At 61.3% G+C, this 26,878-nt stretch carries 25 protein-coding genes; 11 read left to right on the plus strand and 14 right to left on the minus strand.

From position 1 onward, the window contains the following. Positions 1-7: 7 nt before the first annotated feature. The 6 genes from ACZYOF_RS22115 to ACZYOF_RS22140 all read right to left on the minus strand — a co-directional run bounded on the left by ACZYOF_RS22115 (position 8) and on the right by ACZYOF_RS22140 (position 5,829). Positions 8-688 carry an ABC transporter ATP-binding protein gene (locus ACZYOF_RS22115; RefSeq protein ID WP_394569406.1) on the minus strand — a complete coding sequence of 227 codons (681 nt, stop codon included), beginning with the start codon at positions 686-688 and terminating at the stop codon, positions 8-10. Further along, entirely contained in the window at positions 685-1,428 is a 744-nt protein-coding gene (locus ACZYOF_RS22120; RefSeq protein ID WP_130579288.1) for an ABC transporter ATP-binding protein, read from the minus strand. Before ACZYOF_RS22120 ends, ACZYOF_RS22115 begins: the two co-directional genes overlap by 4 nt. Next, on the minus strand, positions 1,428-2,384 hold the full coding sequence (locus ACZYOF_RS22125) for a branched-chain amino acid ABC transporter permease (protein ID WP_282531667.1): 957 nt from the start codon (positions 2,382-2,384) through the stop codon (positions 1,428-1,430). Before ACZYOF_RS22125 ends, ACZYOF_RS22120 begins: the two co-directional genes overlap by 1 nt. Next, complete coding sequence (locus ACZYOF_RS22130; protein ID WP_130579285.1) at positions 2,384-3,283, minus strand: branched-chain amino acid ABC transporter permease; 900 nt, start codon at positions 3,281-3,283, stop codon at positions 2,384-2,386. Before ACZYOF_RS22130 ends, ACZYOF_RS22125 begins: the two co-directional genes overlap by 1 nt. 54 nt (positions 3,284-3,337) lie before the next feature. After that, on the minus strand, positions 3,338-4,639 hold the full coding sequence (locus ACZYOF_RS22135; RefSeq protein WP_130579283.1) for an ABC transporter substrate-binding protein: 1,302 nt from the start codon (positions 4,637-4,639) through the stop codon (positions 3,338-3,340). 398 nt (positions 4,640-5,037) lie between these two features. Continuing rightward, positions 5,038-5,829, minus strand: a complete 792-nt coding sequence (locus tag ACZYOF_RS22140) for an SDR family NAD(P)-dependent oxidoreductase (RefSeq protein ID WP_463702731.1) — start codon at positions 5,827-5,829, stop codon at positions 5,038-5,040. Between the two features lie 63 nt (positions 5,830-5,892). On the opposite strand from ACZYOF_RS22140, the gene ACZYOF_RS22145 reads away from it, so the two are divergent. Both ACZYOF_RS22145 and ACZYOF_RS22150 read left to right on the plus strand, forming a co-directional pair. Further along, entirely contained in the window at positions 5,893-6,381 is a 489-nt protein-coding gene (locus tag ACZYOF_RS22145; protein WP_463717108.1) for a MarR family winged helix-turn-helix transcriptional regulator, read from the plus strand. A 230-nt stretch (positions 6,382-6,611) separates the two neighbouring features. Then, a complete protein-coding gene (locus tag ACZYOF_RS22150) occupies positions 6,612-7,001 on the plus strand; it encodes a cupin domain-containing protein (protein ID WP_165421134.1) in 390 nt (129 codons plus the stop codon). A gap of 215 nt (positions 7,002-7,216) precedes the next feature. Here ACZYOF_RS22150 and ACZYOF_RS22155 read toward each other — a convergent pair whose 3' ends face one another. Next, positions 7,217-8,092, minus strand: coding sequence for a MurR/RpiR family transcriptional regulator (locus ACZYOF_RS22155; protein ID WP_463717109.1), 876 nt, complete (start codon positions 8,090-8,092; stop codon positions 7,217-7,219). A 330-nt stretch (positions 8,093-8,422) separates the two neighbouring features. Here ACZYOF_RS22155 and ACZYOF_RS22160 point away from each other — a divergent pair, with 330 nt between their 5' ends. From ACZYOF_RS22160 to ACZYOF_RS22185, 6 genes are all read left to right on the plus strand, one after another. Beyond that, positions 8,423-10,774, plus strand: a complete 2,352-nt coding sequence (locus ACZYOF_RS22160) for a phosphocholine-specific phospholipase C (protein WP_463717110.1) — start codon at positions 8,423-8,425, stop codon at positions 10,772-10,774. A gap of 408 nt (positions 10,775-11,182) precedes the next feature. Then, entirely contained in the window at positions 11,183-13,495 is a 2,313-nt protein-coding gene (locus ACZYOF_RS22165; protein WP_463717111.1) for a TonB-dependent receptor, read from the plus strand. Between the two features lie 10 nt (positions 13,496-13,505). Next, on the plus strand, positions 13,506-14,234 hold the full coding sequence (locus ACZYOF_RS22170; RefSeq protein ID WP_463717112.1) for a cobalt ABC transporter substrate-binding protein: 729 nt from the start codon (positions 13,506-13,508) through the stop codon (positions 14,232-14,234). After that, on the plus strand, positions 14,231-14,512 hold the full coding sequence (locus ACZYOF_RS22175) for a DUF3649 domain-containing protein (protein WP_282531659.1): 282 nt from the start codon (positions 14,231-14,233) through the stop codon (positions 14,510-14,512). The genes ACZYOF_RS22170 and ACZYOF_RS22175 overlap by 4 nt, the downstream gene beginning before the upstream one ends. A gap of 65 nt (positions 14,513-14,577) precedes the next feature. Next, positions 14,578-16,155 carry a PepSY-associated TM helix domain-containing protein gene (locus ACZYOF_RS22180; protein ID WP_463717118.1) on the plus strand — a complete coding sequence of 526 codons (1,578 nt, stop codon included), beginning with the start codon at positions 14,578-14,580 and terminating at the stop codon, positions 16,153-16,155. Beyond that, the gene (locus ACZYOF_RS22185) at positions 16,152-16,442 is read left to right on the plus strand and encodes a DUF3325 domain-containing protein (RefSeq protein WP_463717113.1); all 291 of its coding nucleotides are present in this window, start codon (positions 16,152-16,154) and stop codon (positions 16,440-16,442) included. Before ACZYOF_RS22180 ends, ACZYOF_RS22185 begins: the two co-directional genes overlap by 4 nt. On the opposite strand, the gene ACZYOF_RS22190 is transcribed toward ACZYOF_RS22185, so the two are convergent. From ACZYOF_RS22190 to ACZYOF_RS22205, 4 genes are all read right to left on the minus strand, one after another. Further along, complete coding sequence (locus ACZYOF_RS22190) at positions 16,439-17,626, minus strand: alpha/beta fold hydrolase (RefSeq protein WP_463717114.1); 1,188 nt, start codon at positions 17,624-17,626, stop codon at positions 16,439-16,441. The genes ACZYOF_RS22185 and ACZYOF_RS22190 overlap by 4 nt on opposite strands. A 341-nt stretch (positions 17,627-17,967) precedes the next feature. Further along, positions 17,968-18,537 (minus strand): permease, encoded by a 570-nt coding sequence (locus tag ACZYOF_RS22195; RefSeq protein ID WP_463717119.1) that lies wholly within the window; start codon positions 18,535-18,537, stop codon positions 17,968-17,970. Positions 18,538-18,651: 114 nt separating this feature from the next. Beyond that, positions 18,652-19,089 carry a MarR family winged helix-turn-helix transcriptional regulator gene (locus ACZYOF_RS22200; RefSeq protein ID WP_394568801.1) on the minus strand — a complete coding sequence of 146 codons (438 nt, stop codon included), beginning with the start codon at positions 19,087-19,089 and terminating at the stop codon, positions 18,652-18,654. A 9-nt stretch (positions 19,090-19,098) separates the two neighbouring features. Continuing rightward, positions 19,099-20,193 carry an NmrA family NAD(P)-binding protein gene (locus ACZYOF_RS22205; RefSeq protein WP_394568800.1) on the minus strand — a complete coding sequence of 365 codons (1,095 nt, stop codon included), beginning with the start codon at positions 20,191-20,193 and terminating at the stop codon, positions 19,099-19,101. Between the two features lie 309 nt (positions 20,194-20,502). Here ACZYOF_RS22205 and ACZYOF_RS22210 point away from each other — a divergent pair, with 309 nt between their 5' ends. Next, positions 20,503-21,156 carry a winged helix-turn-helix transcriptional regulator gene (locus tag ACZYOF_RS22210; protein WP_130582444.1) on the plus strand — a complete coding sequence of 218 codons (654 nt, stop codon included), beginning with the start codon at positions 20,503-20,505 and terminating at the stop codon, positions 21,154-21,156. A gap of 77 nt (positions 21,157-21,233) precedes the next feature. On the opposite strand, the gene ACZYOF_RS22215 is transcribed toward ACZYOF_RS22210, so the two are convergent. The 3 genes from ACZYOF_RS22215 to trhA all read right to left on the minus strand — a co-directional run bounded on the left by ACZYOF_RS22215 (position 21,234) and on the right by trhA (position 23,960). Next, positions 21,234-22,187 (minus strand): alpha/beta fold hydrolase, encoded by a 954-nt coding sequence (locus ACZYOF_RS22215; protein ID WP_130582443.1) that lies wholly within the window; start codon positions 22,185-22,187, stop codon positions 21,234-21,236. A gap of 251 nt (positions 22,188-22,438) precedes the next feature. Beyond that, entirely contained in the window at positions 22,439-23,233 is a 795-nt protein-coding gene (locus ACZYOF_RS22220) for an SDR family oxidoreductase (RefSeq protein WP_130582442.1), read from the minus strand. Positions 23,234-23,264: 31 nt separating this feature from the next. Next, the gene (trhA, locus tag ACZYOF_RS22225) at positions 23,265-23,960 is read right to left on the minus strand and encodes a PAQR family membrane homeostasis protein TrhA (protein WP_130582441.1); all 696 of its coding nucleotides are present in this window, start codon (positions 23,958-23,960) and stop codon (positions 23,265-23,267) included. 215 nt (positions 23,961-24,175) lie between these two features. Between trhA and ACZYOF_RS22230 the strand changes: the two genes are divergently transcribed. Further along, the gene (locus tag ACZYOF_RS22230; protein ID WP_463717115.1) at positions 24,176-25,639 is read left to right on the plus strand and encodes a YcjX family GTP-binding protein; all 1,464 of its coding nucleotides are present in this window, start codon (positions 24,176-24,178) and stop codon (positions 25,637-25,639) included. Beyond that, positions 25,636-26,679, plus strand: a complete 1,044-nt coding sequence (locus ACZYOF_RS22235) for a YcjF family protein (protein ID WP_463717116.1) — start codon at positions 25,636-25,638, stop codon at positions 26,677-26,679. Before ACZYOF_RS22230 ends, ACZYOF_RS22235 begins: the two co-directional genes overlap by 4 nt. Positions 26,680-26,878 lie beyond the last annotated feature (199 nt).

Consider the following 26,878-nt stretch of genomic DNA (forward strand, 5'->3'; position numbering starts at 1 on the left):
CAGCGAGTCACCCAATCGATTGGCTTGAATCGCCTTCTATCTCGCCCCTTTCGATGGTGAGGGTCACGTCGGCAAACGTCTCAAGCAGCTTCGGATTTGACTCCGTAATCAGCATCGTAATGTCTTTATCCTGCGAACGAAGCCGACGAAGCGCTTCGGCGTATCGCTGCGCGAGAACAGGTGCAAGTCCCTGAAATGGCTCGTCGAGAATAAGGAGCCGGGTACCCAGCATAAGCGCCCGACCGAGCGCGACCATCTTGCCTTGTCCGCCCGAGACCGATCCCGCCGGACGCCTGGCAAGCTCTTGCAGTTCCGGCAACACGGAGTAGGCCCGCTCCAGCCTTCGTCGTGTCTCTTGCAGGGAGAGCTTCGCAACGCGACCGGGCAGAAGGATGTTTTCCTCCACGGTAAAGGCTGAAAACAGGCGGCGGTCCTCAGGCGCGTAGCCGACGCCGAGCGATGGCCGGCGGTGCGGCGGAATCGGCCCGAGGTCCTCGCCTCCGAGCCGGATGGCGCCGATCGCTTTGGTGAAGCCCATGATGGTGCGAACGGTCGTGGTCTTGCCGGCACCGTTGCGCCCGATGAGCGCGGCGCTCGCTCCGGGCCTCAGCGCGAATGTGACATTGCGCAGCACCGGCGCATCGGCTATCGCGACGTTGACATTCTCGAAACTCAGCATCGGCGTCATATTCCGATCACCTGCTGCTGGACCTTCGGGTCCGCCAGAACCTCCGCCGGCGTGCCGACCTTCTGGATCTTGCCCACGTTCCACACGGCGACGCGGTGGGCGTAACGCTCCACCATGTCCATGTCGTGCTCGACGAAGACCGACGTGACCTTCTCCTTTGCGAGCGCGGCGGTGAGGATATCCATGATTTCGAGCTTCTCGGATGAGGCGACGCCCGAGGTTGGCTCGTCCATGAGCAAGAGCCTGGGCTTCAGCGCGAGCGCAAGCGCGATATCGACCAGCTTGCGCTGCCCTTCGGGTAGCTCTCGCGCCTTTCGTTCAGCATAAGACCTGACGCCGACGAGCTCCAGCAGCCGCTCCATTTCGGACGCCTCCGGCAGTCGCGAGAGAGCTTTGAAGCCTGACGGGTATCCCTGCCGCGAGGCGGCCGCGATCAGCATGTTTTCCATAACCGTCTGATCAAGGAAAAGCTGCGGAATCTGGAAGGCGCGAGCAATGCCAAGCTTGGTGATGGTCCGTGGAAGATGCGCAGTAATGTCCTGGCCGAGAAAAGTTACCGTACCGGCCTGCGGCCGGAGATAGCCCGTCGATATATTGAGGAACGTCGTCTTGCCGGCGCCGTTCGGTCCAATGATGGCAAGATTCTCGCCCTCATGGACCTCAAGGTTGATCCCATCAGCGGCGATAACCCCGCCGAACCGAATCTTGATGTCCTTGGCAGAGAGCAAAACGTCGGCCATCAGCGTCCCCCCTTCCCGGACTGACGATACCGTTGCCTGAGACCGATCAGCCCGTTTGGTGCGTAGAGGATGATGACGATCAGCACGACGCCGAGAATGAGCTGCCAGGAATCCGCGAGGTGAGCAGCCGCATAGAACCGAACCCACTCGAACATCGCGGCTCCCGCAAACGCACCGAAAGCATGGGCTCCGCCGCCGAGGATCGCGATGAACACGAACTCGCCCGACTTGGTCCAGAAACCAAACTCCGGCGTGGCGATCTGCTGGATGATTGCCACCAGCGTGCCGCCGATTCCGCCGAGGAATGCAGAGATCACGTACCCAATGAGCAGCACGCGGCGGGCCGACATTCCCAGATACTCGAGCCGGGTCTCGTTCGATTTGATCGCCCGCAGCATGTGCCCGAGCGGGCTCTCGAGGTAGCGTTGCACACCATAGAATGCCGCAGCAGCTATCAAAAGGCTCACGTAAAGAATGACGTACTGGAAGGTTTCCGGCGTGAAGACAAACCCCAGCAAGCCGGGACGCGCCACCCTGATGCCATCAGCACCATTGGTGTAGGGGAACATCTTCTCAAGAAGTGACCACAACACCATCGAGAACGCCAGATTGAGCATTCCGAAGAAGATTTCCCGGTAGCGGACCACGAACAGACCGACAATCAGGCCGAAGACCGTGGAAGATATGCCTCCGAGCACGAGATAAAGCAGGATATCGCCGCCGCCGATATATTTGCCCCAGAAGGCGGACGTGTAGGCGCCAATGGCGAAGAACATGGCGTGTCCGAAAGATACCTGTCCCGCCTGCAGCAACAGGACGATTCCGAGCACGACGATGCCTTTCGCGAGAATAAGCGCGAACAGCGTCGCCCAGCTCGACACGAACAGCGGTGCGACCGCGCTGACCAGAAAGAAGATGACTGCGGCCGTCGTGATCGGCTTGATGCGGCGCGTCATCAGATCTTTCTCACTTGGGTTGCGCCGAACAGTCCGTACGGACGCACCAGAAGCACCAGCACCATCAACAGATAAGGCACGAGGACTTCAAACTCCGGCTGGAGGTAGATGACAAAGGCGCGCGTCAGGCCGATCATGAGCGCGGTGAGAGCGGTGCCCTCGATCTGCCCGAGGCCGGCAGTTGCTGCGACCGCGAAAGAGAGCACGATCATGTCGGCGCCCATCCCGGGCACGAGTGATGTCGTCGGCGAGGCAAGCGCCCCGCCGAGCGCCGCCAAACTCGCGCCAATGATGAACGTAACGAAATAGACGCGCCTGGCGTCGATACCGATCGACGTGGACGCCTCGCGATCCTCCGTAACCGCCATGATCACTGCACCGGCAAGGGTGTGGCGCAGGAAGTAGCGCAGGCCGAACAGTGTCATCAGCGCCACGCCCGGCAGCAGGATGACCTGGTAGGACGTGTAGTTCACGCCGAACACGGTCACGTTCGGCAGCAGCTTCAAAGGCTCGGCCGCGAAGATCGGCTGCACGCCCCAGATCAAACGCTGCAGATTGTCCATGATCATGAAGGCAGCAAACGTGATCAGGAGCTGCAGCACATCGTCCCGTCCGTACAGCGGCCGCAGCAGAAAGCGCTCAATGAAGCCGCCGCAAACGACGCCGATCACGACGGAAGCAGCCAGCAGCGCGGGATAGGTGAGCCATGGCGACAGCGGCGCAACCTTGATGCTGAACGTCGCGGCGAGATAAGCGCCAAAGGCATACAGGGAGCCGTGCGCCACGTTCACTACGCGAAGCACGCCGAAGATTAGGCTTAGCCCGACGGAGACCAAAAACACCAGGGCGGCGTAGCTGATCCCGTCGAGGACGGCCAGTATGGCGAGAGTCGAGTTCATGGAGACCTTCAGGGAAGCCCGTCCCCGGAGAGCCGGAGGACGGGTCATGGAGCGCTATTGTTTGAAGGTCGGCACATCCATCTTGGCGAACTCCGGCTTGAGCGTCTTGAGCCACTCGACCGACCGCACACCCGCCGGGTTGGTGATCACCCTGGGGTCGAAGATCATCATGTTATCGAGCAGTTTGAAGTCGTAGCCTGGAAAGGACTTGGTGACACCGACAAGCTGGGCCTCTAGACCCTGATTGTCCTCGGGCCTCAGCGTGACCGGCCTGCCGAAGCCGGTTGCGAACTCTGTGCCGGCGGTCGCATCCACGACTTGCTCCCGCGTCGGCCAGTTGCCGCCGTTCGCCTTGATGGCCTTATCATAGGCCGTTTGCAACGCCTTGAACGCCTGCGCCATGTGATAGACCGGGTAGATCGGCCACGCGCCGGTCTTCGCCTTGAACGCTTCGTTAAAGGCTTTGAAGGCCGGATCGTTCTTCTTTTCCGGATGCAAGAACCAGTGATCCCCGCGTGCACCGACGATCAGGCCCTCCGGTAGATCCTTGCCCAATCGCTGGATTGACGATTCTCCGATGCCCAGCACGAATGTCGACTGCTGCAACAGGCCGCGTTGCCCCGCCTGGCGAACCAGAGTGTCGAGGTCACCGCCCCAGGCGGTCGTGAGCACGACGTCCGGTCGGAGCGCCAGCAGGCGGGAAACCTCGGTGGAATAGTCAGGCGCACCGAACTTCGGGAACAGCTCGGCAACCACCTGGACGTCAGGCTTCATCGCCTTCAACGCGGTGGAGAATATCTCCCAGCTTTCGCGGCCCCACGCATAGTCCTGATTGACGACAGCGATCGTCTTGAAGTCGGGCTTTGTCTTGAGGAGATAGATGAGCACCGCCAGCATCTCGGGAGTGCCGTTCGCCTGGGTCCGGAAATTGTAGCGGTACTTCTTCACCTCGAGAATGGAAGCAGCGCCGCAATCCCACATGAAGTTCATGACCTTGAGGTCTTCGGCAACCGGGACAAGCTGATTGCAGCTGCCCGAGGAGATTGCAGCGAACGTCGCGTCAACCTTGTCGTCCTGCACGATGCGCCGGTAGTTCGAGACCAATGCTTCGCCGCCGGCACCTTCGTCGATGAAGGAAAGTTTGACCGGCACTCCGCCGATTCCACCTTTCTTATTGAGATCCTCCGCGATCATCTCCGCCGCGGCCTTTGCCGGCACGCCGAAAACGGACGCCGGCCCCGACAGGAATGTTGCAATACCGATCTTGATTTCCTGGGGTTTACCCTGCGCAAGAGCGGCACCGGCAAGAATTGCAGTTGCAGCAGCCGCCGCAAGTGCGGTCTTGAAATATTGCATTGGAAGCCCTCCCTGGTCTTTTTCTCGACTTTATGTCTGGCCTGGTGGCCATTTTTCTTGCCGTAACGCTACTATAATTCGCGTCCTTTGCCAGCATTTACTGGCTGACCTCAGCAGCGCTTTTGACCGAGGCGGACCCCCGCGGGTCCGCGGTTGCACCGTTCCTGGAGGCACAGCGGACGCGACCTAAGCGAGCGTCGAGGTCCGCGCTGAAGCGTGGCCTCACGCATGATGGCATCAGCCTGGTCGAGGTGGTCGTGGATTCCGCGGTGCCGCTGCTCTACACGCAGAAGGGATAGCGGCCCGTAGCCCGGATGGAGCGAAGCGCAATCCGGAGCCGACAGCGCGTACGTTCTTCCCGGATTTCGCTTCGCTCCATCCGGGCTACGCTGGCTCTCTCAGGAAGCCAGGAAACCGCCGTCGGCCGCGAGCACGTGACCTACCACGTAGGATGCGGCGTCGGAGAGCAGCCAGACCACGGCTTCGGCAACCTCCTCAGGTTTTCCCATCCGCCGAAGCGGCAATCCTGCCGCGACAGCAGACATATCGCCGACGCCCGAACGGAGCATCATGTCGGTCACCACGCGGCCGGGCGCGATCGCATTGATCGTGACGCCGCGTGGCGCGGCCTCCATTGCGGCCGAGCGCATCAGCGAGATCGCCGCCGCCTTCGAAGCACAATAGAGCGAAAGCCCTGCATTTGGATTGCGGATGCCGCTCACCGACGTGTTGACGACGATCCGGCCCGCGCCTTGCGCGAACATGACCGGGAGCTGGTGGCGCAAGCATAAGAAGACCGAGCGGACATTGGCGTCGAATACCTCGTTGTAGACGGCGCTGCGCTGTTCCTCGATGCCCGCGCGACGCTCCTGGAAACCAGCATTGTTGAACGCCGCATCCAGCCTGCCGTATTGGTCGACCGCAGTCCGGACCAGTCGCTCGACCTCCTGCTCCTGCGTCACGTCCGTCCTGACCGCCAGAGCCTGTGCGCCGAGCGCTTGGCATTCGGCCGCTGCGGATTCGATTTCGGCTTCGCGCCTGCCGGCGATCAGGATCGCTGCCGCGCCTTCTTCGGCCATTTTTAGCGCGGTGGCCCGACCAATGCCGGTGCCGCCGCCTGTGACCAGGCAGACCTTGTCCTTCATTCGGTTCGCGACGGCATTCAAGCCGCCGGTTGCTGCCTCGCTCATCGGGCCGGACTCCGTTGTCTCGCTAATAGTTGTATGATACAACTATCGAGCCGGAGTCAAGCCATGCCTTTCCAAGACCTCTCCCTCATCGATGATATCCGCGCGGCCTCACGGCTGATGGTGCGCGAGCTTGGCTTCATGGAGCAGACGGTGGCCGCGACCGACTATCCACCGTCGGCCGTCCACACGATCCTGGAGATCGGCACAAGCGGTCCGCTGACCTCGGCCGAATTGTCCGACATCCTCCATTTGGAGAAATCGAGCGTCAGCCGCATGGTGCGCAAGCTGATCGAGTGCGGCGAACTGAAGGAAACCGTCGACGCCGACGATGCGCGCATCAAGCCGCTATCGCTGACGGCGAAGGGACGGCGCACGCTCGCAGCCCTGCATGATTTCGGCCGGCGGCAAGTTTCCGGCGCGCTCGCGCGTCTCAGCGAGGCCGAGCGAAGGGTCGTGCGCGATGGACTGATGACCTACGCACGCGCGCTTAGGGCCAGCCGCGACGACGACGCTGAATTGAAGCTGCGCAACGGACAGAGCCAGGACATTTGAATCATATCCAACCCGAGGCGTTCAACAAGGCAAATCGGATAACCGGCAGTTCCGAGATTGCTCTCCAAGCAGACACGACGCGCACATGCCGAAATCGACGCAAATGACCCATTCCGGACTCCGAAACGCATTCTGGAAATGCTAGGTTCGATCTCCCCTCACTAGGCGTCGACGTACTAGCGAGCGAACAGCTGGAGGGTTCTATGGGACTATTAGGACGGGTGCCGGCCTTGACCTTGATCGCTGTTATCGCGCTGAGCGTAACCAGCGACAAGTTTGCTAAAGCTCAGCAGCCAACCATAAAGCGCACTGATCTTCTCAAGACAGACCTGGCTGGTATGGAAGGCAAGGAAATGAATATTTGGACGGCTGCCCTCACGCCGGGAGCGCAAACTGGAAAACACCACCACCCGACACCCCGGTTCGTAGTTGTGCTCGAAGGTTCCGTGGTGGTGGAGATGGAAGGTAAGCCGCCACAGATCTTCAAGGCCGGTCAAGCATTCCAAGAACCGCCTGACGTCGTACATAACTTCAGGAATGCGAGCACGACGGAGCCGGCCAAAGCTATTGGAATCCAGTATGCTGGAAAGGGGCAACCTCTACAGGTCGATGATCATTAGTGTTTGTCCTTGTCAGGGTCACGAGCACGACTGCTGTGTCAATTCGTCGATGGTGGTCCGGTCCTGGCCCCAAGCCGAACACCACGTAGACCGTCGTTACGTCTGTTGTCTGCGTTAGACCGCACAATGCCAGACGCGTGTCTCGATCGCCTCTTGTGACTCGCAGGGAAATCCATCCCGTGGCGGTGAACGGCTCTCCGCCCGAAGCCGTGCGGTCAAAAGCGTTTCTCGGCGAGAATACGCGCGGCGTGTTGAAGTCTGTCAACAGAGCGCTCGGTGTCGGTCAGGGCGCAACAGCTCACCAAGGTGTCGATAATGGCGAGCTGAGCTACGCGGCTGCTCATAGCCTCGGGCCGATATCTGGTTTCATTTGCGACAGTATAGAGCAGCACGTCGCAATGGGCCGCGAGAGGCGACTTGCCGAGCCGCGTAATGCCGATTGTCCGGGCGCCGGCTTCCCGCGCCAATCGGGTCGCGAGCACCGTCTCGACCGTGCTGCCGGAGTGAGACACCGTGACGGTCGTGACTGTCGGGCCGGTCATGCCAGCGCTGACAGCCTGGACATGAGAATCGACGACTGCGCTCGCTGCGAGCCCCAGTTGCAGCAAGCGATAGGAGAGGTCCTGCGCAATCGGCGCCGAACTTCCTATGCCGTAAATCTCGATCCGCTGCGCTTCTCTCAACAAGCTTGCCGCCTTCGCCAGCGATTCCATCGAGAGCAGGCGGCGTGTCTCGTGGAGCGAAGCGGCGTGAGCGGCAAAGATGTGATCCGTGACGGTCGCCGGATCATCGCCCCGATGCAGATCCTCCTGAATCAGACGAACCGGCTCGATCAGATCCCGCGCCAGAAGAATCTTGAGCTCCTGGAACCCGCGAACGCCCACCCGGCCGCAAAAGGAAACGATCGTGCCTTCGCTCACGCCACATGTCTCGGCAACTTCGGTGATCGACATGTGAATGAAAGACTCCGGCTGCGCGATAATCAGCTCGGCGATTTGTTTGGCTTTCGGAGGAAGATCAGACTGCAATTCACGAACGCGAGATAGAATACCGCTCACGGACGGCCCTGCATTGAAGTTCGAGCGTGTCACCCGCGTCCTCGCGAACAACGTGGGAATTCATTTGGTGGATCGCGGAAGGTTACCGCGATTCCCTTTGCGCAGAGCTTCAATTCTCGTGGGCCGCCGGGATAAGCCGGCGACGAGGATGGCCCATGTGTCATTTGTGTCATTTCCGGCCCGTTCTCCCGTCTCTCGGTGCTCAATCACCTATACTGAGAAAAGCTCACAAAAAATTCTATTGGAAATAAATTATTCACAGCGACGTCAAGTCGCACTGCTATTGCCGACCGGCTTGCTTGCGCAGTGAGCCAAGCCTGCGTCGTTCGTTTCTTCAACTGTTCAACCAAAGGTAGATAAGAAATGACAACACGTCGCGACTTTCTGGCGGGCGCCACGGCGGCGGCTGCCTTTACCAGCATCAACCGGGCGCTGGCCATTCCGGCGCGGCGCCGGACCGGCACCATCATGGACGTCAAGCACATCGTGATCCTGATGCAGGAGAACCGCTCGTTCGACCACTATTTCGGTACGCTGCGCGGCGTGCGCGGCTTCGGCGACCGCTTCCCTATTCCGCTCGAAAGCGGCAAGCCGGTGTGGTTCCAGTCCGACGGCACACGTGAGGTCCCGCCCTACCATCGCGACTCCGCGACCAGCAACGCGCTGGTCGGGTACGGCACGCCGCATTCGTTTGGCGACAGTCAGGCAGCGTGGAACCAGGGCAAGATGGGCTTCTGGGCCAAGTACAAAACCCCGTACGCGATGGGCTATTTCGGCCGCGAGGACATCCCTTTCCAGTTCGCGCTAGCCGAGGCCTTCACGCTGTGCGACGCCTACCACGCCTCCATCACCACCGGCACCGACCCCAACCGGATCGTGTTCTGGTCGGGCTCCAACTTCAATCCCGCGCTGCGCGCGCAGGGTATCAACTGCACGACGAACGATTCCGAGCCCAACAACAACCGCTGCTGGCCCAACCCTTCCAAATGGGTGGACGGCCTGCCTCAGCCGCAGCCGAACTATCGCTATGTCGGCAGCGACTTCGGCTGGCCTACCCTCCCCGACCTGCTGCAGCGCGCCGGCGTAAGCTGGCACGTCTACCAGGACATGAACGACAACTGGACCGGCGCGATGCACGGCTGTCTGGCGTTCGCCAGCTTCCGCCACGCCCAGCCGGGTGATCCCAACTATGTGCACGGCCTGACCGGTGGTCCGGATTATCTGGACAGGTTGAAGGCCGATGTGATGAGCGGCAACCTGCCGCAGGTATCGTGGATCTTGCCGACGCAGAGCAATTCCGAGCATCCCGGCGGCGGGAGCCCGACCCGCGCCGGCAATTTCACCGACCAGGTGCTGGAAGCACTGACCGCCAACCCCGAGGTCTGGAGCCAGACCGTCTTCTTCCTGACTTTCGACGAGAACGACGGCTTCTTCGATCACCTGCCGGCACCGGCGGTGCCGTCTTATGACAACGACGGCAACCTGATGGGCAAGGCCACGATGCCGCTCGCGGGTGAATATTTCTCCAACACGGTCGGCAATGTGCTGAGCAGCGACGACAAGATCAGCGGCAACATCCGTCCCTGGGGTCTCAGTGCGCGCGTGCCGATGTACGTCGTGTCGCCGTGGAGCAAGGGCGGCTGGGTCGATTCGCAGGTCTTCGACCACACCTCGGTGGGCCGATTCCTCGAGAAGCGCTTCGGCATCAAGGTGGACTCCATCAGCCCGTGGCATCGCGCCATTTCGGGCGACCTCACCACGGCCTTCGACTTCGCGAGCCCCAACGATCCCCGCTTCCCGGAGCTGCCCGACCAGAGCAATTGGCAAGCATCGGATGCGCACCAGAAGACATTGCCGGCCCCCACCGCGCCGACGACGCCGCAGCCGCTGTTTCAGGAGACCGGCGTGCGCTTCTCGCGCGCGCTTCCCTACATTCTGCACGCCAGCGCGCAGGTCGATGCTGGCAAGAGCAAGGTCAGGCTCCTGTTCGCCAACACCGGCTTTGCCGGCGCCGTGTTCCACGTCTACGACAAGATGCACCTCGATCGCATTCCGCGGCGCTACACCGTCGAGGCGGGCCAGATGCTGGACGACGAATGGGCAGTCGGAGACGACGGCCTATATGATCTGTGGGTGCTCGCCCCCAATGGCTTCCACCGCCACTTCAAGGGCGACATCTCTACGATGCGGCACAAGAATGAGCCCAACCCCGAAATCTTCGTCGGCTACAATGTCCACGACGGCGGTCTGCACCTGCAGCTCCGCAACGACGGCAACGGCCACCTGCGCTTCACCGTGAAGTCCAACAAGATCTATGGGCCGCTGTTGGCCGTCAGCGCCTCGGTATCCGCCGCGATGCAGCCGGAGCCTCCGGGCTTCGGTCCGCGACCCAACTTCCGTCCTGTGGGCTTCGGCCCGGTGCCTGGTTTCCGGCAGGCTCCCGACTTCTGTGCACCCGGCTTCGGCTTCAATCCGCCGGTCTTCTTCCCAGGACCCGACTTCGGCGGCGGTCCGCGCACGTCGTGGGATGTCAAAGTGCCCGCTTCCGGCCACCCCGGTGAACTGTACTGGAATCTGCGCACCACCGGCCTGTGGTATGACTTCATCATCACCAGCGACTCGGGCAGCGGCTTCTATCGGCGCGTCGCCGGCCATGTGGAAACCGGCCGCGGTTCGGTCAGCGATCCTGGCATGGGCGTGGCCGACCGGTTCTGAAGAGGACGCAATCACCACAGCGATTTGGAGGCGCCTTCGGGCGCCTCTTCAATTTCATCCTCACCTTGTATCAAGCTTCACTGGCCTTGAGCGTCTCAGCGAGACCGAACGAAGGACCGCAGGCGTGGTGCCGAGCATGCGTCGAAACATCAAAGCGGACTATCAAGCGGCGTCACGTGTTAGCTAGCACAACCTCCACTCCTCACAGCGTCAAAGCGTCGCAATGCTGGACGATGAGTTGTCAGTGTCCGCTGATTAGAAAGATTTCAGTCTTGGCTTACCAGAGTGGTCAGAGATTGGACTCACAAACTCTTACGCGCATGCATCAATAGATTCTAAATCGCGTTCGTTGCCTTCGCACCTCCGATTTCCTAGTCGGACATCGACTAAGTGAATTGGGGGCCTTTGTTGAGCAACTTCGAGAATTATAAGAACCGCTTGTATGTTGGCGTGGCGACGGGCGTTGTTACGTTATGCCTGAGCGGCGTGAGCTCTTCTCAGAGCAGGGCGCAGAGCGCGCAGCCGCACGTGTTGCCTCCGGTGTCCATCGATCAGCCTCAAAGAGCGCGAGTGACGCGCACCGTTCGGACTCGCGGCTCGGCTCAGCACTCTGCCCGCGTCGCATCCCGGCAGCGGACCGAACAGCCTCCTGCGCCGGCAGCGCCGGTCAGCACGATGGGATCGACCCGCACGATCGGAGCTCCGGCGCCAGCCTATGCTGGCGGCCAGTTGGCGCAGGGTGGAACGCTCGGCCTGCTCGGAAGCACGAACGTCATGAATGTACCGTTCAGCACGGTCAATTATACCTCTCAACTGATCGAGAATCAGCAGGCGCGGACGGCGGCGGATACGCTGATCAACGACTCTTCGGTCCGGCTTACCACGGGCAGTAACGGATTCGACGACACGTTCCAGATCCGCGGTTTTCAAGTGAACTCCAGTGACGTCGGGTTCAACGGTCTCTACGGCTTGGTGTCTGCTTTCCACGTGCCTGCCGAGATCATCGAGCGAATCGAGCTACTCAAGGGGCCCGGTGCGCTCATCAACGGCATGGCCCCCGGCGGCAGCGTCGGCGGCGGCATCAACATCGTCAGCAAGCGCGCGACCGAGGAGTCTTTTGCGCGTTTGACGCCATTCTTCATGAGCGCAGCCAACTACGGTCTCCGTCTGGAGGCCAGCAGCCGCTACGGTGACAACAAGGAATGGGGTGTTCGCTTCAACGGCGTCGCGCGCAATGGCGAAGCCTCGATCGACGGCGGCAACTGGCGTACCGGCACCGGTGCATTGGCGATCGACTATCGCGGCGAGCGCCTGCGCTGGACGCTGGATGCGATCTCCCAGAACGACGACACCAGGAACTTCCGTCCGCAGATGACCATTCAGGGCACGGTGCCCTTCATTCCTGCGCCGCCCGACGCGCGCGGCAACTGGTATCCAGGCACGATGCTCAAGCAGCGGGACAACACCATCGCCTCGGGCCTCGAATACGATGTAACCGAATGGCTGACGGCCTATGCGGGCCTCGGCTATCGCGAGGGTAACAGCGAGCAGAATTTGGCGGATTCCCGCGCCGGCGGCTCCAACGGTGCGAATGCTCTCGGCAATTTCAACGTCTTCAATGCCTATTATGACGCGTACACCAAGACCGTTAGCGGCAATGTAGGGCTGCGGGCGAAGTTCGACACGGGATTCATCGGTCATTCGGTCAATGTCGCCTATACCGGCTACAATCAGGAACTCGGCTATGGGTATGTGACCTCTCTGACGTCTGGTTCTGGATATGTCTCGTCAAATATCTACAATCCATCGCCCCTTCCTGTGATCATGGCAGCGCGTCCGGCGCAAGGGCGGAGTAGCGATACCACGCTCACGAGCGTTGCGATCGCCGACACCATGTCATTCCTGAATGATATGTTCCTGGTGACTTTGGGTGTTCGTCAGCAGAACGTGAAGCAGGATCCCTACAACAATGTCACCGGTGTTAAGGGTACCGGTTACGACGCCGAAGCCACGACACCGCTTGCCGGCGTGGTCTTCAAGCCCTGGCACAACGTGTCGCTCTATGCGAACTATGCTGAAGGTCTGAGCCAGGGCACCGTCGTCGGCGCCGGTTACACCAATGTTGGCACCGTACTCGCCCCTTACAAGTCGAAGCAGCAGGAAGCTGGCGTCAAGGTTGATTGGGGCACGATCACGACCACTGTGGCCGTGTTCCAGATCGCGCGTCCAAGCCAGATCATGACGCCCGCCGGCGCACTGAGCTATGACGGCGAGCAACGCAATCGCGGCGTCGAACTGAATGCCTACGGCCTGTTGCTACCCGGCCTGCGCGGCCTAGTCAGCGCGACCTTCCTGCGCCCCGAGCTGACGAATCCGTCCGATCCGACGCAACGCGGCAACGACGCCGCTGGCGTGCCGGATAAGACCTTCTCCGCCAGTCTCGACTGGGACACGCCCTGGGTGCAGGGCCTCTCGCTCAACGGACGGGTGATCTATACGTCGGGCTCCTATCTCACGCCTGCGAATCTCTTGAAGTATCCCGACTGGACCCGTGTCGACATCGGCGCGCGCTATACGACGACGGCGCTCACCGGCAAGCCTGTCACGATCCGCGCCAACATCGAAAACGTGACCGGCGAGAACTACTGGCTCACGACCGGCACATTCGTGACGGTGGGGTCACCTCGAACCTACATCGTATCTGCTGCATTCGATTTCTAAGGTGTTTGTCATGACAAAGCCCTTCATCGCCGTAGTTGCCCTGCTTGGCGTGATAACGCCCGTTCAGGCGCACCAGATCTGGATTGAACAACCCGAGGGGCAGAATGCCGTCGTTCGCTTTGGCGAGTTCGGCGAGAACCTTCGTGAAGTATCACCGGGGTTGCTCGACAAGTTCGCCAAGGTGACCGGTACGCTCATCTCCACCAAGGGCGAGCAGAAGTCCGACGCCACAAAGACTGCAAACGGCTTCACGCTGCCATTTTCCGCGGCTTCCGGCGACGGCATTGTCGCGGAAGATGCGAGGTACCCGCTCTATATTTGGAAGCAACAAGACAAAGAGGTCACGAACTGGTTCTATCCTGCCGCACGCTTCATCACCAGCTTTGCCGCGCAGCAGCCCAAGCTCGTACTGGACCTCGTGCCTACCGGTCAGGAAGGCCAATTCAAGCTCTTCTTCAAAAATCAGCCTAAGGCCAAGACCAAGGTAACGCTGGTAACGGAATCTGGCTGGTCCAAGGAAGGTCACACCGACGAGCAGGGCGTCGTGAAGTTCGATATGCCTTGGAAAGGCACTTACGTCGCTGAAGTCAGCTTCAACGACCGCAGCGCAGGCGAGCGCACGGGGACGAACGGCGCTGAGAAGTATGATGCCGTGAGCTATGCCACCACCGTGACCTATGTGAATGCCAACGGCTTGACACCAATTCCTGCGGGCCCGCCGGCTACTCCGGGCAAATGAACGCCCTGATACATCGGGCTCGCTCCACGGGCCCGCTCATCTCGCGCATCGTCGCCGCTCTGTTCGGCGGCTATGCACTGGCCGCGCTCAGCAGCGTCGCCGTGCTCGCTTTGCCCATGAGCAAGCCGCAGGCCGTGCTCACCGGCATGCTGGCGAGCTTTGCCATCTACGCTGGTGCCGTGATTTGGGTTTTTGCCGTGCGAAGCGCGCTGAAGGCCTGGGCCGGCCTGATCGTCGTGGCCGTGCCGCTGTCGCTGGCGGCATGGTCTGCTTCCTGACGAAGGGCCGACGCGTGAAGACGGACAACGATGTGCGAGTTGCTGGCCGCGGCATCCGGCAAAGCATGTCCAGCCTGCATACGTGGGCTGGCCTTCTGCTCGGCTGGATTCTCTATGCCATGTTCCTCACTGGGACGGTGTCCTATTTCAAGGACGAGTTGTCGCAATGGATGCGACCGGAGCTGCCGCGTCTGGTCCAAGTACCCGATCAAGCCGTGGTGGCGCAGCGAATCGCAGACGAACTCGGCAACATCGCGGCCGGGACCTCGCAGTGGAGCATGCGCCTGCCCGACGCGCGTAATAACAGTGTCTATGCCTTCTGGCGCACATCCACACGCAATCCGGGCGAGCGCGGCTTCGGCGAGGCCAACTTCGATCCCGCGACCGGCCAAAGAGTCACCTCGCGCGGCACGCTGGGCGGTGAGTTCTTCTACCGTTTCCACTTCCAATTCCACTACATGCCTGTGGTGTGGGGCAGGTGGCTTGCGGGTGCGGCCGCAATGTTCATGCTCGTGGCCATTGTGAGTGGCGTCATCACCCATAAGAAGATTTTCGTCGATTTCTTCACCTTCCGCTGGGGCAAAAGGCAGCGCTCCTGGCTGGACGCTCACAACGCCTTTTCGGTGTTCGGGCTGCCGTTCCATTTCATGATCACTTACACTGGATTGGTGACCTTGATGGCGCTGTACATGCCCTGGGGCGAGCGCGTGGCGTTCAAGAGCCCGGCGGAGCAGCAGCAACTTAACGCCGAACTCAGTGCCTTCATCCAGCCGGGCAAACCCAGCGGGCAGACAGTGCCACTGGCATCGGTCGAGGACATGGTGCGGCAGGCACAAGAACGCTGGGGTCGAGATAATGTGGGGCGCGTCAATGCGGTTCATCCCGGAGATGCGGCGGCACGTGTGGCTGTGACGCGAGGAGAAGCGGGCCGCGTTTCCATGAGTCCGCAATATATGGAGTTCGAAGGCACCACCGGCAAACTGCTGGCGATCCGCGAGCATGTGGGGGCTGCGGCCGAAACCCGAGGCGTCCTTTATGCGCTCCACTTGGGACGCTTCAGCGACACCGTCACGCGATGGCTGTATTTTCTTGTGAGCTTCATGGGCACGGCCATGGTCGGTACTGGCCTCGTGATGTGGACCGTAAAGCGGCGAGAGAAGCTGCCAGATCCGAGTCGCCCCCATTTTGGCTTCCGCCTTGTGGAGCGGCTGAACATCGCGAGCATCGCCGGCTTGTCGATCGCAATGACTGCATTCTTGTGGGCCAATCGCCTGCTGCCACACCCGTTGGAAGGCCGCGCCAACTGGGAGATTGACCTGTTCTTCATCGTCTGGGCCCTGACACTGCTGCATGCCTTGGTGCGTCCCGCCAAGTCAGCCTGGGTCGAGCAATTATGGGCGGCATCGACACTGCTGTTTCTCTTGCCGGTCCTCAACGCCGTGACGACGCAGCGTCCGCTGTGGCACAGCCTGGCCGAAGGCGACTGGGTCTTCGCCGGTGTGGATATCATGTGCTGGGCGCTCGCTGCGCTCCATGCCGTCCTGGCGATACGCACGGCTCGGCAGCAGACCAGATCTCAGTTCAGGCGCAAGACAAGTCGTGAGGCTCCGACCGCCGTTGCGTCCGGCGAGGCGGCAGGATGAGCCATCTCCTTTCCTTTGCGCTGTGCCTCACAGGGTTCACCGCGCTGGCGTTCGCCACGAATCGCCGGCAGCGCGATATCTTCGGCAGGCCCCTGCGGCCAAGCACGACATATGTCCATCGCATTGCCGGCGCATGCGCCCTGGTTTTTGCGCTCGGCATTCTCGTCACTCGGCAGGGCTGGAGCCTCGGCCTCGTGATGTTCAGCGGTCACACCAGTCTGGCTGCCGGTATCGTGTTTTGTGCGCTGATCGGACGTGCGAGGACGTTTGGCCGCAAATTGCTCTAGTTGCTCGCCCGAGAAGGCGTATCGCCAAGCCACTGCATGAACTCGGCGACATGCTGGGCCCAAAGGTCGGGCCGCGTCATGGTGAAATGGCCGGGTGATAAGGGGGTTCCTGCTTGAACTGCGTAACGGCCTCGTTCGAGCTTCGGGACCAATTTTTCGAGAACTCGCAGTTCGTCAGGATTGAACTCGTCGTCGGAAAAATTGAGTGCGAAGAGATTCGTCTTGATTTTGGAAAGCTCAGGCTCCGGATCGTAGCTGAATGATGATTTGAGCGAGTAAAGAATATCGTTTGCGTCGACATGCTCCGCTGTGAGACGGTTGGTGCTCAGGAGTTTATCGACCGCGGGGCCGTCAGGCGCTTCGTGCTGAAGCGCGGAAGCGCTGTCGATCATCAGTCGCAGAATGTTGTACCCCACGATCCAACTGCGCGGTGTCTCGGTATAGTCCCCGTTCCTCCATTCTGGATCGGCACGGATCGCGTCGATCACCATGCGCCTCCAGAGGAGGTTGCGGCCCGAAACTGAGATCGGCAGCGAGACCACCGGCATCACGCCGTCCATCATGTCGGGATAGGCCTCGGCCCATTGCCAAGCATTCATTCCGCCCATGGACATGCCGAGAATGGCGTGAAGATGTTTGATGCCCAGTGTTTCCGTCACCACCTTATGCTGGAGGTCGACAATGTCGCTATAATCGTAGTTCGGGAATTTCGTTTTCAAGCCGTCGCTCGGCTTGCTGGACTGGCCGTGACCGACACTGTCCGGAAAGATCAGATAGTAACGTTGCGCGTCGAGCGGGCGACCAGGATCGAAGAGTGCCTTCGTGTAGGTCGGACTCAGCAGCGCGCGGCTGTCCGCCCCGGTCCAATGCAGGACAAGGACCGCATTGTCGATCTCGCCCTTGGCGTTGCGGTGCGGTGTGCCCAGAGTCGAATAATGGATTTTGAGCCGCGCCAGCGTCTCGCCGTCACGGAACCGATAGTTATCAAACCAGGCGTCAGCTTGCACGGCGGCGGGATTCACACGCTGGTCCCAAGGTGAAGCCGGCTCGCTGGCGGCCGCGGCAGATCGCGAACTCGATTGAGCAAATCCCACACCTGCAAATCCCAAACCTGAAAGCATCGTTCCAGAAAGCAGGAGACCGAGCAGCAGGCTGGCTGCTGAGCGAGCACGTTGAGACTTCATGATGAATTCCCTGTTGTTGGCGATGCTTGGACTGCCTTGTGTCGTATCGTGTGCATCACGCGCGCTATTGCAGCGGCGAAGATGTTCTGTTCGGGATCTTCGAAGCTCCGATTTGCCTTTCAAGGTCCGTTACCCGACGCGCAAGGTCGCAGCGTGGGTCGAAGTTCAGTGCTTCATCAAGCCGCAGAATGCCCTGCCATAGCCGTCTAAAGAAGCTCGTCTCAGCAGTCGGGTCCTGCGTTGCTCGAGCCTTCATATTTGAGTTGCTCATCTCTTTTCCTTTCACGACTTCGTGGATTGTTTGCCCGCGGTATTTTCGCGCGGTCAATGTGTTGTCTCTGTCATGTCTGGATAGCGGCGCGCTTCACTTCGTTCCCTGAGCCACGACGCAGCAGGTCAAACGCCATGATGTGGCTCGCACCCGAAATGCCGACGCCGTAGAGCGGGATCAGCGCCATGGGCAGCGTTTGGATGCCAGACATGTGGGGGTCGTTGACGAGGAAGAGGATCAGCCCCGTACCAATCGCCACGACAAGATCAGCGAAGCCGAAGATGTGGACGGCTAAGTACCGGTTGCGACTCTCGGGCAGCAGTAAAACGCCGAGGGCCAAAAACCCCGTGATGAGGTCGCCCCACCCCGCGTTTCGAACAAAGGTTTCCGGGAGAAGGTTGCGCGCCCCATACCAGAAAAAAACCAGCGCGGCGGCGATGCGCCAGATATGAAATGCCGTTATCGACCGTAGACCGATGGCTTCGATGTATGCACGGAAGCCATCGGACATTGCGTAGACAATAACAGGCACCACAATCCCCAAGGCGATGATGGCGCCCAGAAACAGCGTGGGAATGGCACGAAAGAAGCCTGCCTCGGAGGCAAAGGCAACCGCCAATCCCCAGATGGCCAGCACCACCAGCAAGACGCGCGTCCCGCGGCGTTTGCGGAGCTCAAGTTCTCGATCCACGACCTATCTCCGTTTCAGTGTAGTTACACGCATTTAACCAAGGTATGACGCTTTTCGCGCTCCTCAGGCTGATAATAGGTCCAGAGCCGGTCTGAGCTCGTTCCAACGATTGGGGCCTATGCGGCGGTTGCTTTCCTTCTGGGCCTTTCGCCAGAGAGGCACCGCCTCTTTCAGGAGCACCCGGCCTTTCGCCGTCAGCATCAGACTACGGATACGACGATCTCGTGCGTCTGGCTGGATCGCAACGAGTTTCATGGTTTCGAGGGGCTTCAAGTTGCGAGTGAGCGTCGTGCGATCCATACCGAGCAGATCGGCCATGTCGCTGATCGGCACCGGCTCGTTGCGCTTCAACGCGGACAGGATCGTGAACTGTCCGGACGTGATGCCGATGGGCTTGAACATCGCGTCGTATCTCCGCGATGTGGCGCGGGCGGCCCTGTTCAGGCCGAGACATACGCAAGCCGTGTAGAAATCAGTCGGTGTAAGATCGTCCTGTTTCATCCGTTCACCCTACAGCATCCCCTTCCTCTTATCCTCAGTCAGCTTCAGAAGCGGCGGTGACTTGTACAGGTTTTCCGGTTGCACTCTTTCCCAAAGGCTCCCCTTCCCAAGTTCCCTTCCCAACTGATCTTCCCGCCGAAGCCACTGTTCGACACTCCTGATCCGATCGGGGTGAATTTCATCCAACAACCCGTAATCCCTCTGAACGACTCCGTATTTCCAGACATTCCAGAACCCGGTGAAGTTATCCCGGAAACTCATCGTGCTTTTGTCATTGGGATCTGCGTTGTATCCGGCAGGCAGGTCGGCAGCCGCCTTGAGCGGGCCATCCCAGTACGCGTCCAAGTCCGTGTCTATGTATTGAGCCGGATGCCCCGTCACCTTCTCGAACGCCGCAGCAAGTTCCTGATACTCAACATGCTCGATGGCGACTTCGAGATTCATGCCATTCGCACGCTCCGGGTTGTCAAAAAGCCAGCGGGCATAATAGCCACAATCATCAAGAGCAACGTGCGGCACGGCTCCGTTGCCAAGCGGAACTCGCCACGTCACGACACCATCCTCCACAGAAGGAGTCATGGGCGTCATCGCCGAGATCGCCATCTCCATGTAGGGACCAGTGGTGAACACCGCCGCGCCCATCCTGTCCTTGTTCACTTGGTTTTGAAACAAAATCCATTCGCCCATGCGGCCCTTGCCGTCATAGTGACCCGTGCGGAATTTGGAATCATAACCAGACTTCTTGAGCGCGTAGTCGAGATTCCCATACACGAAGAACTTGATCCCTTCTTCCACAGCTATCTCGTAGCTGCGGATTGCCCAATAGGTCTCGGCCTTCTCGCCGGTGTTGAACCCATCGATATTGACGTAGGCCCCGTCGCAACCGCGGAATCCTTCCCGCAATATGGCCTCGTCCGCGAACGTTCCCTCGAGGATGGACACGTTGCCGAGCGCGAGAAGGGCATTTGCCCGTCGGGAGGCAGGGTCGCGGCTAAGGGCTCGGACGGAATATTTCTTGTCAGCGACCAGGGCGCCGATGACGGGCAAGCCTTGAGCGCCCGTGCCGCCGATGACGAAGATCTTGGAGGTGGTGTGCGAGGGCATAGTTGTCTCCACGGGTTTGCATGAACGGATCGTCCGGATGCTCGCGGATGACCTGTCCTTTTGAGCCGATTGGCAGCGGCGTCGCGCCCGGCCAACAGGAGCCGCTCCCGGTGATCGCGCGGTTTCGCGGTCATTCGAAACGGCAGCACTCATCACTAGACACTAACTCTTATAATGAGAGTGACTGCGACAAGCAAGAAAGTTTAGCTCGTCTCACGCTTCGTTGAATTTGCCGTATTGCCGACCTAAGTTGGCTCTTATGATGAGAGCTGCGCGACGATTCTCCTCGCGCACTCGTGGAAATGGCGAATGCGCTCGAAGGGTTTCGACGGAATGGTATGCTCGATCGCCGGCGTGATGGCGGTGATCGGCGATCGTTGGGGTCTGCTGATCCTGCGCGACCTCGTGTTCGGTCTTAACCGATACGAGGACTTTCGCCATTCGTCTGGCGTGACCAATGCGACGCTGAGCGACCGGCTGAAACACCTGGAGGCCAATGGCCTGATCGAGCGGCGGCGCTATCAGGTAAATCCAGAACGATTTGGATATCTGTTGACCCAAAAGGGCTGGCAAATCGCTTCCGTGATGCCGGTGCTCGCGCAGATCGGGGATCGCTGCGACGTCTCTGGCGCTTCAGCGCCGCCGCTGAAGTTTGTGAATCGAAAAACCGGGGCCGACGTCGGGTGGAGTTTCATCGACAAGAACACTGGCGAGCAGCTAAGCGCCCTGGATCTCGCAATCAAAGAAGGCCCCGGTGCAGACGATTTGGTTCGCTGGCGGCTGTCCCACGCCGAGCGCGGCCGTCACAAGCATAAGGTCGACGACGGCGTCGTCTCGCCAAGCGGCACGCCGCCTCTACAAGAGGCGAAGCTCAGGGCGCGCGCGGCTCGTAAAGGTATTGAAGAAGAAAAGCTCACTCGGAGGGTGAAGAAGAAGCCCACGCAGACGAAGGCGCGACGATAGAGGGCACGGATATCGGCCCTTAACCGAAAATCTCCGCCCACGCGGGGTCCCATGGACCTCACTTACTCTCCGTACCCTTAAGGCCCGTCGAGGAACCGCTCCAATGCTGCGTTGGTTTCGGCCGGCGCTTCCTGCTGCACCCAGTGGCCGATGCCTGGGAGGATGACCGATCCGCGAAAGTCGGTGCAGCCAATCCCGGGGTTCGCATAGAGATCCATGCCGGGGATGAACGCGCGAACCGCGTCGCGCTCGCCGGCCACAAAATACGATGGCTGCGTCACGGGCTTTTCGGCGAACTCCGCCAGGTCCTGAAAATCGATGCCCTGCGCGCGGTAGCGGTTGAGCGGCCCGCGCAAGCCGCCGGCGCGAAATGCGTCGACATAGACCTGCAAGTCCTTCTCGCTCATCCAATCCGGAAACGGCTGCGGATCGATCATCCCGTCGAGCAGTTTCGCATCCACCGGCTTATGGTCGAGCCACTTGTTGAGCGGGGCGTTACCTGAGATGGCGAAATAGAGTTTTCGCAGGGCGACAGGGATGTCGGCCTCGAGCTCTTTCTCAGCCACGCCTTCGTCCTGGAAATAGAGCTGATAGAAGAAGCGGTCCTTGTAGACGGCCTTGAACATGTCGAGAAGCGGCGCAGGTCGTCTGGGGATATACGGGACGCTCAACCCGGCGACCGCCGTCACCTTGTTCGGGTAGAGCAGCGCGGTATTCCAAACCATCGGCGCGCCCCAATCGTGGCCGAACAGGATCGCCTTGCCGTCACCCAATTGATCGATCACGGCGGCGATATCTGAGGCCAGATTGCGAATGCTGTAGGCGGCAATCTCCTGCGGCTTGGAGCTCTGCCCGTAGCCGCGCACATCAAGCGCCGCCACCTTGTAGCCCCGCTCGGAGAAATAACCGATCTGGTGACGCCATGAGTACCAGAGCTCGGGAAACCCGTGAACGCAGACGATCAGGGGGCCGCGGCCGGCGACGGCCACATTGAGGTTGATCGATCCGTTCCGCACCGTGACGAAATCCATGACGTCCTCGCAGATTTCCGTTTTCGCTCTACTCAACTCCCGCGTGGATGCCCGGGTCAAGCCGGGCGTGGCTACATCTGTAACCGTGGAAAGACCTCATCCACACAGAAGGATCGTGCGGAGTGCGCCGTTCTTTCCACGTCATTGCGAGGAGCGAAGCGACGAAGCAATCCATTTCACCGCTTGTGGAGGCGTGGATTGCTTCGTCGCTTCGCTCCTCGCAATGACGGTGGGGATTGCACCGCCTGCGCCTATTTCCCGTGCTCTTCGCGCATCTTGGCCTGGATCTTGGCCATGCCGCCGATCCAGCGGTCGTAGTTCTCGGTCTTCTTGCGCATGTAGCCGAGCACCTGCGCGTGCGGCAGGATCAGGAAGGTTTCCTGCTCGATGCCACGCAATGCGTCCTGCGCAACCTGTTCTGCCGTGAGGTCGCCGTCGCCGGATTGCGGGCCCTTCGGGATCGAGCGCAGCATGTTGGTGTCGACGCCCTGCGGGCAGAGAATCGAGACCTTGATGCCGTCGGCGCGATGGGAGATCGCGAGGTTTTCGGCGAAGCCGACCGCCGCATGCTTGGTGGTGGAATAAGCTGGGCTGCCGACCTGCGACAACAGACCGGCCGCGGAAATCGTGTTGAGGAAATAGCCGCCGCCGCGCGTCTTCATGCGCGGGATCAGATGCCGCGCGGCATAGACATGGGCCATCACATGAATCGCCCAGCTCCGTGCCCAGGGCTCGTCCGAGGTGCCGCCCGCATTCACGGAGAGCGGATCGAAGCCGCCGCCAATGCCGGCATTGGAGCAGAACAGCGCGATCGGGCCGAACATTCGCTCGGTCGCCTCGATCACATGCAGGACATTCTTCTCCTGCCCGACATCGCATTTGAACGCCGCGCCGCCCACTGAGGCCGCGACCTTCTCAGCGGCCGCATGGTCGAGATCAACCACCACCACCTTCGCCGCACCCGCGCGATGGAACGCCTCGCACAGCGCCTTGCCGATGCCATTGCCGCCGCCGGTGACGACCACGACTTTTTCTGCCACCTGCATGGCCCCCTCCCGATGTGTGTTTGTCAGCGCCTCAGCTCGCGAGCACGAGGTCGAGGATCGCCGTATAATGGCAGGCCGCGCCAAGCAAGACAAAACAGTGCCAGATCGCGTTCTGGAAGCGCAGCCGCTGCCACGCGTGGAATACCACGCCGAGACTGTACAAGACGCCGCCCGCGACCACGAACCACAGCGCCATCGCCGGCAGCACCTTCACCACCGCATCATAGAGCATCGCCCCGCTCCAGCCCATGGCGAGATAGAGCCCGACCGACAGGCGGTCGAAGCGGCCCGGCAGCGTCAGTTTCAGCACGATGCCGACGATCGCGACGCACCAGACGCCGATCAGGAGCGCTAGCGCAAAATAGCTCTCCCTCAATTCCATGATGAAGGGCGTATAGGTCGCGGCGATCAGGACATAGATCGCCGAATGGTCGAACCGGCGCAGCACCCATTTGGCGCGCGACACCGGCCAGAGATTATAGGTCGCTGACAGCACCAGCATGGCCAAGAGGCCCGCGACATAGACCGAGACCACCGCGACGTCGCCCGGCGTGGCGTAGATAGCCGTCAGCACGATCAGCACGGTGGCGGCGATCAGGCCGAAACAGATGCCGACGACATGGACGATGCCGTCGGCAATCAGTTCGGCGCGGTCGTAGTTCCAGATCACGGCACCGGCCGCATGGAACGAATTGGAGGCGAGTTGCTTCAGTCGGAATATCGTCATGACCAGTTGGCGCGCATCGGTAGAAGCGAGGGGACATCGGCGTTGGGAGGTTAGCCGATCTACTATCCCATCGTCGTGGCTGTTTTTTGAACCGGCGATGAACGGCGCCGCCCTGACCTGCCTGACGAAGTGCTTGATTTTGGCCCATCAATTGCCATTTTGCGGATAATTGTTCGCCCATTGCCCTCCTCCCGCCCGGGTTGCTCCTCGCCTGCATGGCCCTCAATCTCACCGATATCGTCGAGGAAGCGCGTCTGTCGGCGCGGGCGCTCTGGGATTATGGCGACAGCTTCTTCAACCCGACCGTTCGGCTCGGCGTCACCGGACTGTCGCGCGCCGGCAAGACGGTGTTCATCACGGCGCTGATCCATGGATTGACCCGCGGCGGCCGCTTTCCGGTGTTCGAGGCCTATGCCTCGGGACGGATCGCCCGGGCGCGTCTGGAGCCGCAGCCGGACGATGCGGTGCCGCGCTTCGACTACGAGAACCATGTCCGCACCCTCGTCGAGGAACGGCGCTGGCCGAACTCGACCACCGACATCAGCGAACTCCGCCTCGTCATTGACTACCAGCGGCAAAATGGCGCGGACCGCACGCTCACCCTCGATATCGTCGACTATCCCGGCGAGTGGCTGCTCGACCTGCCGCTGCTGAGCAAGAGTTTCGAGCAATGGTCGGCGGAGAGCCTTGCGCTTTCGCGCGAGCCGCTTCGCGCCGAACTCGCCGCGCCCTGGCATGAGCATCTGAAGACGCTCGATGGCGAAGGCCGCGAGGACGAGCAGGCGGCGCTTAAGGCAGCGAAACTCTTCACCGACTATTTGCGCGCCTGCCGCGACGAACGCTTTGCCATGAGCTTGTTGCCGCCCGGCCGCTTCCTGATGCCGGGCGGCCTCGCCGGCTCGCCGGCGCTGACCTTTGCGCCGCTGGAAGTTCCCATTGACGGCACCGCGCCCGACGGCTCGCTATGGGCGATGATGCGGCGGCGCTATGAGGCCTACAAGGACGTCGTGGTCCGCCCGTTCTTCCGCGATCATTTCGCGCGGCTCGATCGCCAGATCGTGCTGGTCGATGCGCTCGCCGCCTTCAATGCGGGGCCAGAGGCGCTGCACGATCTCGAAGCCGCGCTCGCCGGCATCCTGGATTGCTTCCGCATCGGCCGCAGCACGATCCTGAGTGCGCTGTTCCGGCCGCGGATCGACCGTATCCTGTTTGCAGCGACCAAGGCCGATCATCTGCATCACCAGAGCCATGACCGGCTGGAAGCGATCCTGCGGCGGACGGTGGCGAAGGCCGCCGACCGCGCCGAATTTGCCGGGGCCGCGATCGACGTGGTGGCGCTCGCCGCGGTGCGCGCGACCCGCGAAGCGCAGGTGGCGCGCGGCCGGGAAAAGCTGCCGTCGATCCTCGGCACGCCGGCGCCGGGCGAAACCGCCGATGGCGAGACCTTCGACGGCGAGACTGAAGTGGCGACCTTTCCGGGCGACCTGCCGGCCGATCCCGAGGAACTGTTCAGGGGCACCTTCCGCGGCCTGTCCAGCGCGACCGCCGACAAGGCCGATTACCGCTTCCTGCGATTTCGGCCGCCGAAGCTGGTGCGGGAGGGTGACGAGGAACCCGCCCTGCCCCATATCCGTCTTGACCGCGCGCTCCAGTTCCTGATCGGAGACCGACTGCAATGAGCGAGAAAACGTCCCACCGGCGGCCGGCGACCTTCAAGCTCGACGACCCCTCCGTGATCGTGATCGACGCCGACGAGAAGGGCCGGCCCGCCCGCGGCACCATCCAGATCACGCCGGAGCCCGATCCGGCGCTGCTGCCGGTGCCGGTCGATGCGCCGCGTGTACCGGCGCGCCGCGGCTTCCGCTGGGGCACGCTGTTCTGGGCGGCGGCCAGCGGATTGATGCTGCTCGGCGCAGGCCTCGGCGTCATCAACCTGATCGAGGACCTGTTTGCGCGCAACCAAGGGCTCGGCTTCGTCGGCCTCGCATTGGCCGTGGTCGCGACGGTCGCGCTGTTCGTCGTCATCGGCCGCGAGGCCTTTGGATTGGCGCGGCTGGCGACGATCGAGAAGCTCCATTCGCGTGCCGCTGACGTGCTGCTCAGCGACGACCGCGCCGCGAGCCGCGTGATCGTGAACGACCTGCTCAAGCTCGCGCACGAGAACCCGCAACTCGCCCGCGCCCGCGCCACGCTGCAGGGTCATGCCGACGACATCATCGACGGCGCCGACATGATCAAGCTCGCCGAGCGCGAATTGATGACGCCGCTCGATGAGGAGGCGCGGCGCATGGTGTCGTCAGCGGCGCAGCGGGTCTCGGTCGTCACCGCGGTGAGCCCGCGTGCGGCGATCGACGTGCTGTTCGTATTCGTGGCGGCGCTGCGCATGATCCGGCAATTGGCCTACCTCTATGGCGGCCGGCCCGGCGCGCTCGGCATGTTCAGCCTCATGCGCCACGTGATCGCGCATCTGGCGATCACCGGCGGCATGGCCGCCAGCGACAGCCTGATCCAGCAGATGCTCGGCCACAGCATCGCCGCCAAGCTCTCGCAGCGCCTCGGCGAAGGCGTCCTCAACGGCCTCCTCACCGCCCGCCTGGGGCTGGCGGCGATCGAGGTAATCCGGCCGCTGCCGTTCACGGCACTGCCGCGTCCCGCGCTGACTGATCTTGCAAAGGACTTATTGCGCAAGCGCGACGAGGAAGAGCGAGGCGCCAGTTAATGTGCCTCGCCCCTTGTGGGAGAGGGCGACACCGGCGCCAGCAACAAACTCGCTTGGGTGAGGGGTTCGCTTCACAAGCATCATCGCCCGTGGAGAGAATCCCCTTGTATCTGCACGGGCATGATTTGTGCGATGGAAGCGATTTAGCGTCTTGGCCGGTGGCCACCGGCCAAGACGCGTGGCGAAGTCGCCCGTTACC

The organism is Bradyrhizobium sp. LeoA1Lang (assembly GCF_055413685.1).